The sequence below is a fragment of the Psychromarinibacter sp. S121 genome (assembly GCF_049801035.1).
In the GTDB taxonomy this organism is placed as follows: domain Bacteria; phylum Pseudomonadota; class Alphaproteobacteria; order Rhodobacterales; family Rhodobacteraceae; genus Psychromarinibacter.
This window is the reverse complement of sequence record NZ_JBNAGE010000001.1, coordinates 336,729-353,027: the sequence shown is the minus strand read 5'-3', so window position 1 is coordinate 353,027 and position 16,299 is coordinate 336,729. Positions and strand designations below refer to the sequence as shown.

The 16,299-nt window shown below is 65.0% G+C and carries 13 protein-coding genes; 9 read left to right on the top strand and 4 right to left on the bottom strand.

Translation table 11 applies throughout. The features are described from left to right. Nucleotides 1-5: 5 nt before the first annotated feature. From ACP156_RS01765 to ACP156_RS01750, 4 genes are read right to left on the bottom strand one after another with little or no spacing between them, the layout of a single operon-like run. On the bottom strand, nucleotides 6-1,133 hold the full coding sequence (locus ACP156_RS01765; protein ID WP_425049562.1) for a C4-dicarboxylate TRAP transporter substrate-binding protein: 1,128 nt from the start codon (nucleotides 1,131-1,133) through the stop codon (nucleotides 6-8). 44 nt (nucleotides 1,134-1,177) lie between these two features. Beyond that, a complete protein-coding gene (locus ACP156_RS01760) occupies nucleotides 1,178-2,056 on the bottom strand; it encodes an amidohydrolase family protein (RefSeq protein WP_425049561.1) in 879 nt (292 codons plus the stop codon). Nucleotides 2,057-2,081: 25 nt separating this feature from the next. Next, a complete protein-coding gene (locus tag ACP156_RS01755; RefSeq protein ID WP_425049560.1) occupies nucleotides 2,082-2,528 on the bottom strand; it encodes a MarR family winged helix-turn-helix transcriptional regulator in 447 nt (148 codons plus the stop codon). A 20-nt stretch (nucleotides 2,529-2,548) separates the two neighbouring features. Continuing rightward, nucleotides 2,549-3,328 carry a crotonase/enoyl-CoA hydratase family protein gene (locus tag ACP156_RS01750; RefSeq protein WP_425049559.1) on the bottom strand — a complete coding sequence of 260 codons (780 nt, stop codon included), beginning with the start codon at nucleotides 3,326-3,328 and terminating at the stop codon, nucleotides 2,549-2,551. 126 nt (nucleotides 3,329-3,454) lie between these two features. Between ACP156_RS01750 and ACP156_RS01745 the strand changes: the two genes are divergently transcribed. From ACP156_RS01745 to nirB, 9 genes are all read left to right on the top strand, one after another. Continuing rightward, complete coding sequence (locus ACP156_RS01745) at nucleotides 3,455-5,287, top strand: feruloyl-CoA synthase (RefSeq protein WP_425049558.1); 1,833 nt, start codon at nucleotides 3,455-3,457, stop codon at nucleotides 5,285-5,287. Nucleotides 5,288-5,359: 72 nt separating this feature from the next. Next, a complete protein-coding gene (locus tag ACP156_RS01740; protein WP_425049557.1) occupies nucleotides 5,360-6,400 on the top strand; it encodes a hypothetical protein in 1,041 nt (346 codons plus the stop codon). A gap of 107 nt (nucleotides 6,401-6,507) precedes the next feature. Then, nucleotides 6,508-7,092, top strand: coding sequence for an ANTAR domain-containing response regulator (locus tag ACP156_RS01735; RefSeq protein WP_425049556.1), 585 nt, complete (start codon nucleotides 6,508-6,510; stop codon nucleotides 7,090-7,092). Further along, nucleotides 7,089-8,267, top strand: coding sequence for an ABC transporter substrate-binding protein (locus ACP156_RS01730; protein ID WP_425049555.1), 1,179 nt, complete (start codon nucleotides 7,089-7,091; stop codon nucleotides 8,265-8,267). Before ACP156_RS01735 ends, ACP156_RS01730 begins: the two co-directional genes overlap by 4 nt. A 271-nt stretch (nucleotides 8,268-8,538) precedes the next feature. Beyond that, nucleotides 8,539-9,906, top strand: a complete 1,368-nt coding sequence (locus ACP156_RS01725) for a CmpA/NrtA family ABC transporter substrate-binding protein (RefSeq protein ID WP_425049554.1) — start codon at nucleotides 8,539-8,541, stop codon at nucleotides 9,904-9,906. Between the two features lie 164 nt (nucleotides 9,907-10,070). Then, nucleotides 10,071-11,153, top strand: coding sequence for an ABC transporter permease (locus ACP156_RS01720; RefSeq protein ID WP_425049553.1), 1,083 nt, complete (start codon nucleotides 10,071-10,073; stop codon nucleotides 11,151-11,153). A 42-nt stretch (nucleotides 11,154-11,195) separates the two neighbouring features. Continuing rightward, the gene (locus ACP156_RS01715; protein WP_425049552.1) at nucleotides 11,196-12,893 is read left to right on the top strand and encodes an ABC transporter ATP-binding protein; all 1,698 of its coding nucleotides are present in this window, start codon (nucleotides 11,196-11,198) and stop codon (nucleotides 12,891-12,893) included. Further along, nucleotides 12,893-13,834 carry a GAF domain-containing protein gene (locus ACP156_RS01710; RefSeq protein ID WP_425049551.1) on the top strand — a complete coding sequence of 314 codons (942 nt, stop codon included), beginning with the start codon at nucleotides 12,893-12,895 and terminating at the stop codon, nucleotides 13,832-13,834. The genes ACP156_RS01715 and ACP156_RS01710 overlap by 1 nt, the downstream gene beginning before the upstream one ends. A gap of 13 nt (nucleotides 13,835-13,847) precedes the next feature. After that, the gene (gene nirB, locus ACP156_RS01705; RefSeq protein ID WP_425049550.1) at nucleotides 13,848-16,277 is read left to right on the top strand and encodes a nitrite reductase large subunit NirB; all 2,430 of its coding nucleotides are present in this window, start codon (nucleotides 13,848-13,850) and stop codon (nucleotides 16,275-16,277) included. Nucleotides 16,278-16,299 lie beyond the last annotated feature (22 nt).

Sequence of the window (16,299 nt, the reverse complement as noted above, 5' to 3'; positions counted from 1 at the left end):
GCGCCTTACATGGCGGTGCCGTAGGTGGTGTAGTCGACCTTGTCCCAGACCTCGGCCTGGATACGTTCGGCCATGGCGACCGGGTCGTTGTCCACCTCCTCGGCCACGACGGTCCACTTTTCGACCAGTTCGAGGAACTGCGCGATGCGCTCCTCGCCGTCCTCGATGCCGAAGTTCGAGCTTGCAAGGCCGGCCGCCGTGGCGGGCTCGGTCGCGATGAACTCCTTGATCGCCTCGACCAGCGACGGATCGGGTTCGACGAACTCGATACCGGCCTCTTTCGCGGCTTCCTCGGCCTCGGCGGGCATGGTCGCCGACCAGCGGTGCGTGAAGTCGGTGTTGGCGCGGTTCGCGGCGCGGACCATCGCGGCGCGATCCTCGGGCGACAGCGAGTCCCACGTCATCGTCGACGTCGCGAAGTTCGAGGTCGACTGGTACATGCCCATCGGGACGTAGGTGACATAGTCGATCACCTCGACCATCCGGAACGAGATCAGGTCAGCGATCGAGGCCATGGTGCCGTCGATGACGCCTTGGCTGACGGCTTCGAACTGGTCGAACACCGACATCTGGGCAGGCACGGCGCCGAAGTGCTCGGCGAAGCGGCCCCACGGCGCGCCGCCCGACCGCAGGCGCAGGCCCTTCAGGTCATCGGCAGTCTTCACCGGCTTGGTCGACAGGATCTCGTAAAGGTCGGACGCGCCCGAGCCAAGGAAAACGATGCCGAAGTCGCGCATCTCTTTCTGGCATTCCTCGCAGAACACCATGAACTCGGTCACGGCGGCGGCGGTAGCCTGGCTGTTGGTGCCCATCAGCGACAGCTCGCCGGTCAGCGCCATGTTCGGGAAGTCCGCCGGGAAGTACAGCGGCAGCAGGTTGCCGACCTCGGCGATCTGGCTTTGCAGCGCGTCCTTCATCTGGCCGAGGTTCACCACCTCGGGGCCAAGGATCGTGCCGGTCAGGCGGCCGTCGCTTTCCTCGGGCAGGTACTTGGCGAAGTTGGTGTACATGACGCCATTGGCCGGGTGGGCCGGCGGCGCGGCGGGCGCAAGACGCAAGTCGCGCGCTTCGGCGGAAACGCCCAGCGCCGCGGCAAGCGCGAGACCGGTCGTCAGTGTCTTGAAGTTCAGCATGGATCTCCTCCCTAATGATCCGCCCGTACCCTGTGCCGGTGCCGCTAGATGTTCAGCAACCGGCGCGCATTGTCCTTCAGGATGAGCGGGCGAACCTCGTCCCTGAAGGGCGCATTCTCGAAATCCGAAAGCCAGCGGTCCGGCGTGATCGCCGGCCAGTCCGACCCGAACAGGACCTTTTTCGTGATCAGCGAATTCGCGTATTTCACCAGGATTTCCGGGAAATACTTCGGCGACCAGCCGCTAAGGTCGATGTAGACGTTGGGCTTGTGCTGGCAGACCGCCAGCGCCTCTTCCTGCCAGGGGAAGGCAGGGTGAGCCATGATGATCTTCAGATCCGGGAAGTCCGCCGCGACGTCGTCGATCGCCATCGGGTTGGAATATTTCAGCCGCATGCCCATACCGCCGGGCATGCCCGAGCCGACGCCGGTCTGGCCGGTGTGGAACAGGGCGATCTTGCCCTCGTCCTGAATGGCCTCGTAAATCGGGTAGAACTGGCGCTCGTTCGGCCAGAAGCCCTGCATCGTCGGGTGGAACTTGAAGCCGTAGACGCCGAAGTCCCGGCACAGGCGGCGGATCTCGCGGATGCCGGCCTTGCCCTTCCACGGATCGACCGAGGCGAAGGGGATCAGGATGTCGCTGTTCTCGGCGCAGATCTCGGCTACTTCCTCGTTGGAATAGCGGCGAAAGCCGGTCTCGCGCTCGGCGTCCACAGGGAAGATCACCGCGCCGATCTTGCGCTCGCGGAAGTACTCGGCGGTCTGCTGCACCGAGGGCAGCATCCCGTCCTTGCCGGCGGGATTGCGGAAATACTTCGCCATCCCGGCCTGGAATTCGTCATAGCCGTCGTCACGCTGGCCGCAGCACGGCTCTTCGGCGTGAGTGTGAATGTCGATCGCGATCAGCTCGTCTGCGTTGATCATCTGTCTGTCTCCTCCCCGACCTTCGTCAGGTGTCGTCAATTCCGGTCAGTTTGCCGAGAAGCTGCATCAGCGTGGCAAACTCCGCATCCGTCAGGTTCAGGCGTTCCGCCTGGTGAAACTCGAGAAAGGCCTGCTTGTGCGATTGCACGAAGGTGTCCCCCATCTCGGTCAGCGACAGGCGCACCGAGCGCCGGTCGTGGTCAAGCACGTTGCGCTGCACATACCCTGCCTCGACCATGCGGTGCACAAGCTTGGTCATGTGCGCGGGCTTGATCCGCAAACGCGCCGCGATCGTGCCCTGCCGCAGGCCGGGGTTCAGCCCGACGACCCACAGCACGGTGAACTCTCCCGGCTTCAGCCCATGGTGGGCCAGCCGCTGGAAGAAGAGGTCGAAGCTTTGCAGCTGCGCGATACGCAGCAGGAAGCCGACCGACTGGCCAAGCTCGCCAAAGCGGATGGAGTCCTCGTCCATTCCGCTGGCGGGCTGGACGTTCATTTCTTCTCGTCCGGGCGGCCCACCTTGCCGACCTTCTTCTGCAGGAAGGCCTGCAGGCGCGCTTCGGCTTCCGGGGTGGTGGCGGCGAAAGAGGCGATGAAGCTCTCCACGAAAAGACCGTCGTCCGCCGACATATCCTGAATGCGGGGCAGCGCCTGAATGATCGCGTAGTTCGAGAACTCGGCGTTCGACGCGGCCTTGCCGGCCAGTTCGACCGCCTTCTCCAGCGCCTCGCCCTCGGGCACGACGTACTGGACGATGTTCCAGCGCTCGGCGGTGTCGGCATCAACGGACCGGCCGGTCAGCATCAGGTCGGTCATCCGCGCCTGCCCCATCAGCCGCGCGGTGCGCACCGAGGCGCCACCGCCCACGTAGATACCCCGCTGGCCTTCCGGCAGAGCGAAGAACGCGGTGGCGTCCGCGACGCGCACATGGGTCGACGAGGCCAGTTCCAGCCCGCCGCCGACAACCGCGCCGTGCAGCGCCGAGAACCACGGCAGCTTGCCGCGTTCGATCCGGCCGAACACCTCGTGCCAGCGACGCGAGCCGTGGACACCCTCGAACGGGGTCTTCTGGACATGCTCCGCCAGATCGAGACCGGCGCAGAAATGCGGGCCGTGGCCATAGATCACGCCGGCCTTCGCCTCGCCGTTTGCACGGGTGATGACGGTGTCGAGTTCCTCGATGAAGGCGTCCGAGATGGCGTTGCGCTTGTCAGGGCGGTTCAGCCCGATCAGCGCGACGTCGCCACGCAGTTCATAGTCCAGATATTTCATGCGATCCTTCATCCTCCCCAGTACACTCACTGAGCCTCCCACGGCGCAAAATACACGACTCGCCGCGATTTCACTATCCATGGAAAATGTTTTTCTGTAAACTAATTTCTGAAGAGGGAGGAGCGGATGACCGAATCACGCCTGCGCAGTGTCGAACTGTGGGATGCCGAAGTCGAATGGGAAAAGCGCGACGATGGATGCATCCTCGTGTGGCAGAAGGGCGACCTTGGCCCTTACCCTGCCCGCCTGTCGGACCGGATCAAGTACTGGGCCGAGACCGCGCCCGACCGCACGTGGATGGCCGAACGCGGCCCCGACACCCAGTGGTACCACGTCAGTTATTCCCAGCTTCTGAAGGACATCCGGGCCATCGGGCAGGTTCTTCTGGACCATGGGCTGTCCGAAGATCGGCCCCTGCTGATCCTGTCGGGCAACTCTATCGCCCACGCCGTGATGGCGCTTGGCGCGCAGTATGTGGGCGTGCCCTCTGCCGCCATCGCCCCGGCCTATGCGCTGGTGTCCAGCGGCTATGAAAAGCTGAAGTCGGTCTGCGACCAGATCACCCCCGGCGCTGTCTTCGCCGAGAACATGGAACGCTTCGCCCCCGCCGTAGATGCGGTGATTCCGGACGTCCCGCGCTTTGGCGTCGAGGGCGACAAGCTGGCGATGTCGTGGGAAGCGGTGCTGGACACCAAGCCCACCGAGGCGGTCGAGGCCGCCAACGCGGCGACCGGCCCGGATACCGTGGCGAAGTTCGTCTTCACCTCGGGCACCACGGGCAACCCGAAGGCCGTGATCACCACGCAGAAGATGCTGTGCTCGAACCAGGAGATCGTCGCCGACTGCTTCCGCTACTTCCGCGAAGAGCCGCCGGTGCTGCTGGACTGGGCGCCGTGGAACCACGTGGCGGCGGGCAACAAGGTGTTCAACATGAACATCTACAACGGCGGCAGTTACTATATCGACGGCGGCAAACCCGCGCCGGGTGCGATTGACCTGACGGTCCGCAACCTGCTGGACGTCTCGCCCAACTGGTATTTCAACGTGCCCGTGGGCTACGAAATGCTGGTTCACGCGATGAAGGAGAACGAAGACCTTCGGAAGTCGTTCTTCAAGAACCTCAAGCTGATGATGTACGCCGGCGCGGCCATGGCCGAACACACCTGGGCGGACCTTGACCGGCTGGCGGTCGAAACCACCGGCGAGCGCGTGCTGCTTGCCACCGGCCTTGGCTCGACCGAGACGGCGCCTTTCGCCTTCTTCTGCACCGAGCCGCAGGACAAGCCCGGCAACGTCGGCATCCCCTCACGAGAGGTGATCCTCAAGCTGGTGCCGAATGAAGGGAAGTGGGAAGCGCGGGTGAAAAGCCCCTCGGTCACGCCGGGTTACTGGCGCGATCCGAAGACATCGGCCGAGCATTTCGACGACGAGGGCTTCTACATGATGGGCGACGCGTTGCGCTTCGCCGATCCGGACGACCCGTCCAAGGGCTTTTATTTCGACGGCCGCGTGGCCGAGAACTTCAAGCTGGCCACCGGCACGTGGGTCTCGGTCGGCACGCTTCGCGCCAAGCTGACCGACGCACTTGGCGGTCTGGCCCGCGACGTGGTCATCGTCGGCGAAGGGCACGAAAGCCTCGGCGCGATGCTGGTGCCCTTCCGCCCTGCCATCGAGAAGGTCGTCGACGGAGGCGCCTCGATGGACGACGAGACGCTGTTCAACCATCCCCAGCTTCGCAGCGCCATCGCCGGACGGCTGGCCGAGTACAACAAGACGGCCACCGGCTCGTCGATGCGCATTCCGCAGGTCATCATCATGACCGAGCCGCTGAACCTTGACCGCGGCGAAGTGACCGACAAGGGCTCGGTCAACCAGCGCGCCGTTCTGCGCAACCACGCCGAGTTCGCGATGACGCTTTATACCGACGACGATCACGTGATCTTTTCGGGTCAGGGCTGATCCCACCGGCGGCCGGCGACACCCGCCGGCCGCTATTGACGTTGCTTCGGTTTCAAGGTCTGAGTGCCGCGCATGAAGACGGCGTTCATCCATATCGGCACCCACAAGACCGGCACCACCTTTATTCAGCGCTGGATGCATCTGCACCTGAAACAGCTGCTGGATGCAGGCATCTACGTGCCCGAAACGGGCCGGATGCGGAAGGAAGCGCAGCACAAGCACCTGTCCGCCCCGATCCGCGAATGGCTGCCGGACTCTGACGTTCCCGAGATCTGGCAGAAGCTGGGCGCAGAGATCAAGAACCGGCCCGAAGACGTCCTGCTGAGCGCCGAGCACTTCACCCGGTCGATGCTGGCGACGAACCGCGCCAACCGGCTGATGGCCTATCTGGAAAGCCTTGGCTACCGCGTGGTCCTGATCCTGTTTTTGCGCGATCAGGTCAGCTACATCAACAGCCGCTACTGTCAGGAAGCCAAGCGCTTCATCACCGTCGGCCCGTTCGAGGCCTACCTGAACCGCTGGCAGAACAACGTCATCTTCAATTACGACCGCATGACGAACCGGCTTGAGAAGCTGAACGCCGAGTTGCGCGTGTTCCCGTTCCCGCCGCCAGGCCGGACGATCCAGTCGGTCCTGTGCGAGACGCTGGGCATCGGGCCGTTCAACGAAAAGGACGTGGCGCGCGCGAATGAAAGCATGGGCCCCAAGACGATCTTCGCGGCACGCCTGTTCGCGCACAAGACCCGGCTGAACCGGCGCCTGAAGAAACGCGGACCCGGCGAGAGGCAGAGACGCCTCGACGAGTTGCGCCGCCTGACGGTGGAGATGCGCAAATCCGACTTCGGGCTGGGCTGGAACTCTGAAAAGTTCATGGGCTTCTCGCCCGAAACCGCCGAAGACGCGCGGGCGCGGTTTGCCGCCGGGAACGACGAAGTCGCGCTGCGGTACTGGGGCACGCCCTGGGCCGAGATACACGGCACCCTTAACCCGGTGCCGAACGAGATCGATCTCGAGTCCCCGGATCCCGCCATTCTGGCCGAGGTTTTGGGGTATATCGAACCTCTACTTCCGAAAGCCGAGAAGATCATCGCCAGAGAAGGCGCTATTTCTTAGGCACTTGCCCTCAGAAATGCGTTTTCCCGGGGCTAGGACGTAGAGGCGCGTTGCCGTGCGCGCGTCTGCGATTTACATCCACACGCATGAGCAGCCCAGATAAAGCCATGGACCGCGGCCTTTCCATCGTCATCGTAGAATCCGACCGGGACCGCGCGATGCTGATCGTCGACTCCCTTCGCGAAGCCGGCGATTTCAAGATTCACGTGATCGCCGAAGTCACCGGGCTGTCGCGCCACATCAAGCAGCACAATCCCGACGTCGTGCTGATCGACATCGAGAACCCATCGCGCGATATGCTCGAGGAACTGGCGCTGGCCTCGGGCCCGCTGGACCGCCCGGTCGCGATGTTCGTCGACAAGTCCGCCGAGGGCCTGACCGACGCCGCGATCGAAGCGGGCGTGTCCGCCTATGTCGTCGACGGGCTGAAGCCCGACCGCCTGAAGCCAATCCTTGACGCGGCGGTCGCCCGGTTCCGCATGTTCCAGCGGATCCGCACCGAACTGGCCGAAACCAAGCGCGCTTTGGAAGAGCGCAAGGTGATCGACCGCGCGAAGGGCATGCTGATGAAGGCAAAGGGCCTCAACGAGGAAGAGGCCTATGCCCTGCTGCGCAAGACCGCGATGGATCAGGGCCGCAAGGTCGCGGACGTCGCGCAGGCTTTGGTCACCGCGGCGGGCCTGCTGTCATGAGCACGACCCGGCTGTCGCTGGCCTACATGCCGCTTCTGGATGCCGCGCCGATGATCGTCGCGCAGGAAATGGGCTTCGCCGCGCAGGAAGGGCTGGACCTCGATCTTGTGGCCGCGCCCTCGTGGTCCTCGATCCGCGACATGCTGGTGTTCGGGCGGGTGCAGGCCGCGCATATGCTGTCCCCCGTCCCCGTCGCCACCGCGCTGGGGCTGGGCGGTGCGGGCTCGGCGCTGTCCGCCGCTTCGGTGACCTCGATCAACGGCAACATCCTTGGCGTCAGCAACGAGCTTGCCGCCAAGCTGCGCGACGCGGGCCACGGCTTTGACCTGACAGATGCCGACGCGGCTGGCCGCGCGCTGATCGCCGCCGCTCCGACACCTCTGCGCATGGGCGTGCCCTTTCCGTTCTCGATGCACGCCGAACTGCTGTACTACTGGCTTTCCGCGCTGGGGCTGCCCGCGCCGCAAGGAGTCGAGATCAAGACGGTGCCGCCCCCCTTGATGGCCGACGCCATCGCGGCGGGCGAAATCGACGCCTTCTGCGTCGGCTCGCCCTGGGGCTCTATCGCGGTCGAGAACGGCGTCGGCGCGCTGCTGCTGGCAGGCTCCGCGATCTGGAGCTTCGCGCCCGAGAAGGTACTGTGCGTCCGCAACGACTGGGCCGAAGAGGAACAGGCCCTTCTCGGCCGCCTGATCCGCGCCATCTGGCGCGCCGGGCGCTGGCTGGACGAACCCGGCAGCCGCGGCCTTGCCGCCGAGATCCTCGCGCGGCCGGAATACCTGAACCTCGATGCCGAGATCCTCGACCGCGGGCTGACCGGCAAACTCACGATCAACTCGGCCGGCGACCAGCGCGAAGTGCCCGACTTCATCGTGTTCCATGACGGCGCCGCCAACTTCCCGTGGCGCAGTCAGGCAGAGTGGATCGCGGTCCAGATGGCGGCCCGCACCGGGCTTGACCGCGCCACCGCGGCGCGGCTTGGCCGGGCCACGTTCCGGTCCGACATCTACCGCGAGGCGATGAAGGGCACGAAGGCGGACCTGCCGGGCGCGTCGTCCAAGATCGAGGGCGGGCTGGCCGAGCGCACCGCAGTCGCGTCGGACGGCGGGACCCTGTTCCTGCGTCGAAACCAGTTCTTCGACCGCCAGATTTTTGACCCGAAACGCTTTGAGTGACGCGAAATCGGGCAACGCGCTGCACCGCAGAAATTTGGAACAATCCAAACCACCGCGCCTGACGCATCTTAATTGAACACGCCGCCGAATCGCCGCAATTAGGTTCGCGTCGGCAGGCAACGGGGCCCGCCAACGAAATTCTCCCAATGACCGGGTGATCTGAGCGCAGCCGCTCGACGTCTCGCCATACCAATGGCGGGTGTGTCGTGCGGCTTTTTTCGTTTGCCCCGGACCCTGAATGTCCCGGGCGCAGTCAAGGGACGACCCAGACATGAAGAAATTGATCCTCTCGCTCGCCGCCTCGACGGTACTGGCATCGGGCGCCTACGCGCAGATGCTGGAGCTGGAAAAGGACGAGCTGACCTTCGGCTTCATCAAACTGACCGACATGGCGCCGCTCGCCGTTGCCTACGAGCAGGGCTACTTCCTCGATGAAGGCCTGTTCGTCACGCTCGAAGCCCAGGCCAACTGGAAGGTGCTGTTGGACGGCGTCATCGACGGCCAGCTGGACGGCGCACACATGCTGGCCGGTCAGCCGCTGGCCGCGACCATCGGCTTCGGCACCGAAGCCCACATCATCACCCCCTTCTCGATGGACCTGAACGGCAACGGCATCACCGTGTCGAACGAGGTCTGGGAAGAAATGAAGCCGAACATCCCGGCCGACGCCGACGGCAAGCCGATCCACCCGATCTCGGCCGAGGCGCTGGCCCCGGTGGTCGAGCAGTACAAGTCCGAGGGCAAGCCCTTCAACATGGGCATGGTGTTCCCGGTTTCGACCCACAACTACGAACTGCGCTACTGGCTGGCCGCCGGCGGTCTGCACCCCGGCTTCTACTCGCCCGAGAACATCACCGGCCAGATCAACGCCGACGTTCTGCTGTCCGTGACCCCGCCGCCGCAGATGCCCGCCACCCTCGAGGCCGGCACCATCTATGGCTACTGCGTGGGTGAGCCGTGGAACCAGCAGGCCGTGTTCAAAGGCATCGGCGTGCCGGTCATCACCGACTACGAACTGTGGAAGAACAACCCCGAGAAGGTCTTCGGCATCACCGCCGAGTTCGCGGAAGAGAACCCGAACACCACGAAGGCGATCGTCAAGGCGCTGATCCGCGCCGCGATCTGGCTAGACGAGAACGACAACGCCAACCGCATGGAAGCGGTCGAGATGCTGTCTCAGCCGGAATACGTGGGCGCCGACGCCGAAGTCATCGCGAACTCGATGACCGGCACCTTCGAATACGAAAAGGGCGACGTCCGCGAAGTTCCCGACTTCAACGTGTTCTTCCGCTACAACGCGACCTACCCGTTCTACTCGGACGCCGTCTGGTACCTGACCCAGATGCGCCGCTGGGGTCAGATCTCCGAGCACAAGTCCGACGAGTGGTACGATGAAGTCGCCAAGTCGGTCTATCGCCCGGACATCTACCTGGAAGCCGCGCGCCTGCTTGTCGACGAAGGTCTCGCCAACGAGGAAGACTTCCCCTGGGACAGCGACGGCTACAAGGAAGCCACGCCGGCCGAGGACATCATCGACGGCATTCCCTACGACGGCCGCACGCCGAACGCCTATCTCGACAGCCTGCCGATCGGCCTGAAGGGCGAAGAGAAGATCGTCGGCAACGAGGTGCAGGGCTAACTCCCTCCTCCAGATCTCTCCCCCCTCCTCCGGGGTGGGGGGAGAGAGCGACACACACCGCCAGTGGCTTTCACGACATCGGCCACATGCGACTTTCCCTCCCCTGAAGGGGGAGGGTCAGGGAGGGGGCCTCCCTCCGCCAACCCGTTGCAAGGATAGCCAGAATGACCACCGTCGATCCGAACTTTGCCGGGGCCGCTGATCGCGAAGCGCGCAAGGCCCGGCTTTTCACCCGCATCAACAAGGCCGACAAATGGTTCCAGGTCCTTGGCCTGGCGTGGATCACCCCGATCCTGAAAGCCGCCGCCGGCGACAACCCCAAGGCACAGGCCAAGGACATCTGGCGCCTGCTGGGCGTTCCGCTTCTCGCCATCGCCTGCTTCCTGCTGGTCTGGGGCACGCTGGCGCCGAAGGTGCAGACCTCGCTGGGCGCGGTGCCCGGACCGTCGCAGGTCTGGACCGAAGCCGTGAACCTGCACGAGGACGCGCAGGCCAAGGCCGCCAAGAAAGCCAAGTTCGAAGACATGGTCGCCCAGCGCAACGCCAAGCTGATCGAGGCCGGCCGCGCGGACGAGGTCAAGACCGTCGCCTATACCGGCGCCCCCAGCTACTACGAGCAGATCTGGACCTCGATCAAAACCGTGTTCTTCGGCTTCCTGATCGCCACCGTGGTCGCAGTGCCGCTGGGTATCGCCGCCGGTCTTTCGGTCACCGCCAACTCGGCGCTGAACCCGCTGATCCAGATTTTCAAGCCGGTCTCGCCGCTGGCGTGGCTGCCGATCGTGACGATGGTCGTCTCGGCGCTCTACACCACCGATGACGGCTGGTTCGCCAAGTCGTTCCTCGTCTCCGCCATCACCGTGACCCTCTGTTCGCTGTGGCCGACGCTGATCAACACCTCGCTGGGCGTGGCATCGATCGACAAGGACCTGATCAACGTGTCGAAGGTCCTGAAGATGGGCACCTGGACCAAGATCACCAAGCTGGTCCTGCCCTCGGCGCTGCCGCTGATCTTCACCGGTCTCCGCCTGTCGCTGGGTGTCGGCTGGATGGTTCTTATCGCGGCCGAGATGCTGGCGCAGAACCCGGGTCTGGGCAAATTCGTCTGGGACGAATTCCAGAACGGCAGCTCCAGCTCGCTGGCCAAGATCATGGTCGCCGTCTTCACCATCGGCATCATCGGCTTCCTGCTGGATCGCGTGATGTACGCGCTGCAGTCCCTCTTCACCTTCTCGAACAACCGCTGAGCGGCGCTCAGGTAGCGAAGCGACAGACCGAAAGGTAAAGCCATGAGCATCCTCAAGTTCGACAACGTGTCCAAAAGCTTCGGCGAAGGCGTCCACAAGGCCGACGTGCTGAAGAACATCGATCTGGAAGTCCGGGAGGGCGAGTTCCTCGTTCTCCTCGGCTTCTCGGGCACCGGCAAGACGACGCTGATCAACCTGATGGCCGGGCTGGAAAAGCCCACCGCCGGCAGCGTCACCTTCAAAGGCAAGCCAATCGAGGGACCGGGCCGCGAGCGCGGCGTGATCTTCCAGAACTACTCGCTGATGCCGTGGCTTACGGTGGCGGGCAACGTGCGGCTGGCGGTGGACACAGTCTTTCCCAAGCTCTCGAACGCCGAGAAAGAGGAAAAGGTCTCGCATTACGTCAAGATGGTCGGCCTGTCCCACGCCACCGCCCGCCGTCCGGCCGAGCTGTCGGGCGGGATGCGGCAGCGTGTCAACGTGGCCCGCGCCCTTGCGATGTCGCCCGAGGTGCTGCTGCTGGACGAGCCGCTGTCGGCGCTGGACGCGCTGACCCGCGCCAATCTGGCGGACGAGATCGAACACATCTGGGAGCAGGACAAGAAGACCTGCGTCCTGATCACCAACGACGTGGACGAGGCCATCGTGCTGGCTGACCGGATCATCGCCCTGAACCCCGACGGGACGCTGGGCGAGCAGTTCACGGTCGACATCCCGCGCCCGCGCGACCGGGGCGAGATGAACCACCACGAGGGCTTCAAGACCCTGCGCGCCGACGTCACCAACTACCTGATGGACGTGGGCATCCAGTCCAAGGTGGAAGGCACGAAGCTGCTGCCGAGCGTGACCCCGATCCACGGCCTGCCCAGCGCGGTGGTTAAGGCGACCGAGGGCATGGTCGAGGACCGCTTCCTCGACTTCAGCCAGCTGCACAAGGTCTACCCCACCCCCAAGGGTCCCCTGACCGTGGTCGAGGACTTCAACCTGAAAATGAACAAGGGCGAGTTCATCTCGCTGATCGGCCACTCGGGCTGCGGCAAGTCGACCGTCCTGACCATGGCCGCCGGCCTTAACTCGATCTCGAAGGGCGGCATTCGCCTTGACGGACGCCACGTCGAGGGGGCCGACCCCGAACGCGCCGTGGTGTTCCAGTCGCCCTCGCTCTTCCCGTGGCTCACCGCGAAGGAGAACGTCAGTGTCGGAGTCGACCGTGTCTATCCCCGCGCCTCCCAGGCCGAACGCCAGGATGTGGTTGAGTATTACCTTGAACGGGTCGGTCTCGCTGACAGTATGGACAAGCCCGCCAGCGACCTCTCGAACGGGATGAAGCAGCGTGTGGGCATCGCCCGCGCCTTCGCCCTGTCGCCGAAGCTGCTGCTTCTGGACGAACCCTTCGGGATGCTCGACAGCCTGACCCGCTGGGAGCTTCAGGAAGTTCTGATGGAAGTCTGGTCGCGCACCAAGGTTACCGCGATCTGCGTCACCCACGACGTCGACGAGGCGATCCTGCTGGCCGACCGCGTCGTGATGATGACCAACGGTCCGCAGGCCACCATCGGCAAGATCGTCAACGTCGACCTGCCCCGCCCGCGCACCCGCAAGGCGCTGCTCGAGCACCCCGATTACTACCTCTACCGCGAACAGGTGCTGAACTTCCTCGAGGAATACGAGCACGGCAAGCACGGCAAGTCCGAGACGGCCAAGGCCGAGGACACCCCCAGCAAGAAGGAAGCCGCGTGATGGACACCACTCTGGACACGCCCGCCAAGACCTTCATCGAGGTCACCGAGGTCTGGGTTCCCGACGGGGACCGCCTGAAGCTGGCCGAAGGCAACTATGGCGGACTGGAAGAATTCGCCGCCGCCTCGCGCCGCGAAAGCTTCGCGATGGGCGAGGGCCTGCCGGGCAAGGCATGGGCCGAGAAACGGCCGGTGGTGCTGAAGGGCTTCGACGGCTCGTACTTCAAGCGCACCGAGGCCGCCACCGCCGCCGGGCTGACCAGCGCGGTCGCGATCCCGGTGTTCGACGGCAAGACGCTGAAGGCGGTGCTTGTGGTCCTGTGCGGCGACGACGACGAGCGCACTGGCGCCATCGAGGTCTGGCACGAGCAGGACGGCCTTCTGATGCTGGACGACGGCTATTACGGCGCGGCGAAGCACTTCGAGTGGGTTTCGCAGCACACCCACTTCCCGCGCGGTCAGGGTCTGCCCGGCGGCGTCTGGTCGTCGGAAACGCCGATCCTGATGCGCGACCTCGGCTCGGGCTATCGCTTCATCCGCGCCGACAGCGCGGCGAAGGCGGGGCTGACCACCGGCCTTGGCCTGCCGATCCCGGTTCCGGGCGGCAAGACCTTCGTGCTGACGCTGCTGTCCGCCAAGGGCACGCCGATCGCCCGCCGGTTCGAGATCTGGGACGCCCGCTCTGCCCGCAACGGCGCGGCGAACGAGGCCCGGCTGATCGACGGCATCTGCGCCCGCGAGGGCGCGCTGTGGGATCCGGACAACGCCGGCAACGAGCGCGTCGTCAAAGCGTGGCAGGGCGCCATCGGCCGCGTGCTGGGCACCGGCGTGCCGCTGGTCGAAGGCGGCAAGCCGGGACTGGCGAACGGCTATGACTCGATGGTCGCGCTGCCGATCCACCTGGACGGCGAACTGAGCCACGTCGTGGCTTGGTACCTGTAAGGAGTTGGGGAACATGCAGAAACTGGTCGTCATCGGCGCCGGCATGGCCTCTGGCCGCTTGCTGGAACAGCTGTTCGAAGCGAACCCCGACGCCTACGAGGTCACGCTGTTCAACGCAGAGCCTCGGGGCAACTACAACCGCATCATGCTGTCGCCCGTCCTGTCGGGCGAGAAGAGCTATGCCGAGATCGTCACCCATGACGACGACTGGTACGCGGGCAACAAGGTGACCTGCCGCTTCGGCGAGCGCGTCGTCTCGGTCGACCGCGACCGCAAGGTCGTCGTCGGCGAGAAAGGCGAAGTGCCCTACGACAAACTGGTGTTCGGCACCGGTTCGTCGGCCTTCATCATCCCCTGCCCCGGCCACGACCTGCCCGGCGTGGTGGCGTTCCGCGATCTCGAGGACACCACCGCCATGACCGAGGCCTCGGGCACCCCCGGCGGCCGCGCGGTGGTGATCGGCGGCGGCCTTCTGGGGCTGGAAGCCGCGGCGGCGCTGCGGATGCGCGGCATGGACGTGACCGTGCTGCACCTGTCGGGTCACCTGATGGAGCGCCAGTTGGACGAGGCGGCGGGCTACCTGCTGCAGAAAGACCTCGAAAAGCGCGGCATCACCGTGCTGACCAAGGCGTCCACCAAGATGATCCAGGGCGACGGCAAGGTCGAAAGCGTGCTGCTGGAAGACGGCACCGTGCTGCCCGCCGACATCGTGGTGATGGCCGTGGGCATCCGCCCGCAGGTTCAGCTTGCGAAAGAGAGCGGGCTTGAGATGGGCCGCGCCATCGTGGTCGACGCGCAGATGCGCACCAGCGATCCCTCGGTCTTCGCCGTCGGCGAATGCGTCGAGTTTGAAGGCAACCTCTTCGGTCTGGTCGCGCCGCTGTACGACCAGGCCAAGGTGCTGGCAAAGACGCTGCTGGACGAAGAGGACACCTTCAAGGTCAAGCAGCTGTCGACCAAGCTGAAGGTCACCGGCTGCGACCTGTTCAGCGCCGGCGACTTCGCCGAGGGCGAGGGCCGCGAGGACATCGTGTTCCGCGACCCGGCGCGCGGCGTCTACAAGCGGCTGGTGCTGGAAGGCGACAAGCTGGTCGGCGCCGTGTTCTACGGCGATACCGCCGACAGCAACTGGTTCTTCGGCCTGATCCGCGACGGCGAGGACGTGTCGGACATGCGCGACACGCTGATCTTCGGCCCGTCCTTCCAGGGAGGCGCCACCGCGGACCCTCTCTCAGCCGTTGCAGCATTGCCGCCTGAGGCGGAGATCTGCGGCTGCAACGGCGTGTGCAAGGGCGACATCGTGGCCGCGATCGAGGGCGGCGCGACCGACCTCGCCGCGATCAAGGCGACCACCAAGGCCAGTGCGTCCTGCGGGACCTGCACCGGGCTGGTGGAGCAGGTGCTGTCGGTCACGCTGGGCGACGAATTCGTCATCCCCACGGTTCAACCGATCTGCGGCTGCTGCGACCTCACGCACGAGGACGTGCGGCGCCTGATCAAGTCGAAGGAACTGAAATCCCAGCCTGCCGTTTGGCAGGAACTGGGCTGGAAGACCGTCAACGGCTGCCACGTCTGCCGCCCGGCGGTGAACTTCTACCTGCTGGCCGACTGGCCGCTGGACTATCAGGACGACCCGCAGTCGCGCTTCGTGAACGAGCGCAATCACGCCAACATCCAGAAGGACGGCACCTACAGCGTGATGCCCCGGATGTGGGGCGGCATGACCGACGCGAACGAATTGCGCGCCATCGCCGACGCCGCCGACAAGTACGGCGCGGCGGTCAAGGTGACGGGCGGCCAGCGGATCGACCTGCTGGGCGTGAAGAAAGAGGATCTGCCGGCGATTTGGTCGGATCTGAACGACGCGGGCATGGTGTCGGGCCATGCCTATTCCAAGGGTCTTCGGACGGTGAAGACCTGTGTGGGCAGTGACTGGTGCCGGTTCGGCACCCAGGATTCCACGGGCCTCGGGATAAAGCTCGAGAAGAGGCTCTGGGGCTCGTGGACGCCGCACAAGGTCAAGCTCGCCGTCTCGGGCTGCCCGCGCAACTGCGCCGAGGCCACCTGCAAGGACGTGGGCATCATCTGCGTCGACAGCGGCTATCAGATCGGCGTCGGCGGCGCGGCGGGGATGGACGTGAAAGAGGTCGAGCGCCTTGTCGACGTCCGCACCGAGGAAGAGGCGATCGACTATACCGTCGCCTTCATCCAGCTGTACCGCGAACACGCCAAGTACCTCGACCGGCCCTACAAGTGGCTGGCGAAGGTCGGGCTGGACTGGGTCAAGGAGCAGGTCGGCGACCCCGCCACCCGCGCCGCGCTGATCGAGCGTTTCGACATCTCGCAGTCGGTCTACCAGAAGGACCCGTGGGCCGATCACGTCGCCACCCGGCGCAGGCTGTACGCCCCGATTGCCGACCTCACGCTGGAGGCGGCGGAATGACCTTCGCGGACATGATGCAAAA

What these genes read in the sequence shown, in the direction of transcription:
- nirB (WP_425049550.1), top strand. Translation starts at nt 13,848, where the DNA reads ATGCAGAAACTGGTCGTCATCGGCGCCGGCATGGCCTCTGGCCGCTTG.
- ACP156_RS01715 (WP_425049552.1), top strand. Translation starts at nt 11,196, where the DNA reads ATGAGCATCCTCAAGTTCGACAACGTGTCCAAAAGCTTCGGCGAAGGC.
- ACP156_RS01710 (WP_425049551.1), top strand. Translation starts at nt 12,893, where the DNA reads ATGGACACCACTCTGGACACGCCCGCCAAGACCTTCATCGAGGTCACC.
- ACP156_RS01750 (WP_425049559.1), bottom strand. Translation starts at nt 3,328, where the DNA reads ATGAAATATCTGGACTATGAACTGCGTGGCGACGTCGCGCTGATCGGG.
- ACP156_RS01765 (WP_425049562.1), bottom strand. Translation starts at nt 1,133, where the DNA reads ATGCTGAACTTCAAGACACTGACGACCGGTCTCGCGCTTGCCGCGGCG.
- ACP156_RS01725 (WP_425049554.1), top strand. Translation starts at nt 8,539, where the DNA reads ATGAAGAAATTGATCCTCTCGCTCGCCGCCTCGACGGTACTGGCATCG.
- ACP156_RS01735 (WP_425049556.1), top strand. Translation starts at nt 6,508, where the DNA reads ATGGACCGCGGCCTTTCCATCGTCATCGTAGAATCCGACCGGGACCGC.
- ACP156_RS01720 (WP_425049553.1), top strand. Translation starts at nt 10,071, where the DNA reads ATGACCACCGTCGATCCGAACTTTGCCGGGGCCGCTGATCGCGAAGCG.
- ACP156_RS01730 (WP_425049555.1), top strand. Translation starts at nt 7,089, where the DNA reads ATGAGCACGACCCGGCTGTCGCTGGCCTACATGCCGCTTCTGGATGCC.
- ACP156_RS01760 (WP_425049561.1), bottom strand. Translation starts at nt 2,056, where the DNA reads ATGATCAACGCAGACGAGCTGATCGCGATCGACATTCACACTCACGCC.
- ACP156_RS01740 (WP_425049557.1), top strand. Translation starts at nt 5,360, where the DNA reads ATGAAGACGGCGTTCATCCATATCGGCACCCACAAGACCGGCACCACC.
- ACP156_RS01745 (WP_425049558.1), top strand. Translation starts at nt 3,455, where the DNA reads ATGACCGAATCACGCCTGCGCAGTGTCGAACTGTGGGATGCCGAAGTC.
- ACP156_RS01755 (WP_425049560.1), bottom strand. Translation starts at nt 2,528, where the DNA reads ATGGACGAGGACTCCATCCGCTTTGGCGAGCTTGGCCAGTCGGTCGGC.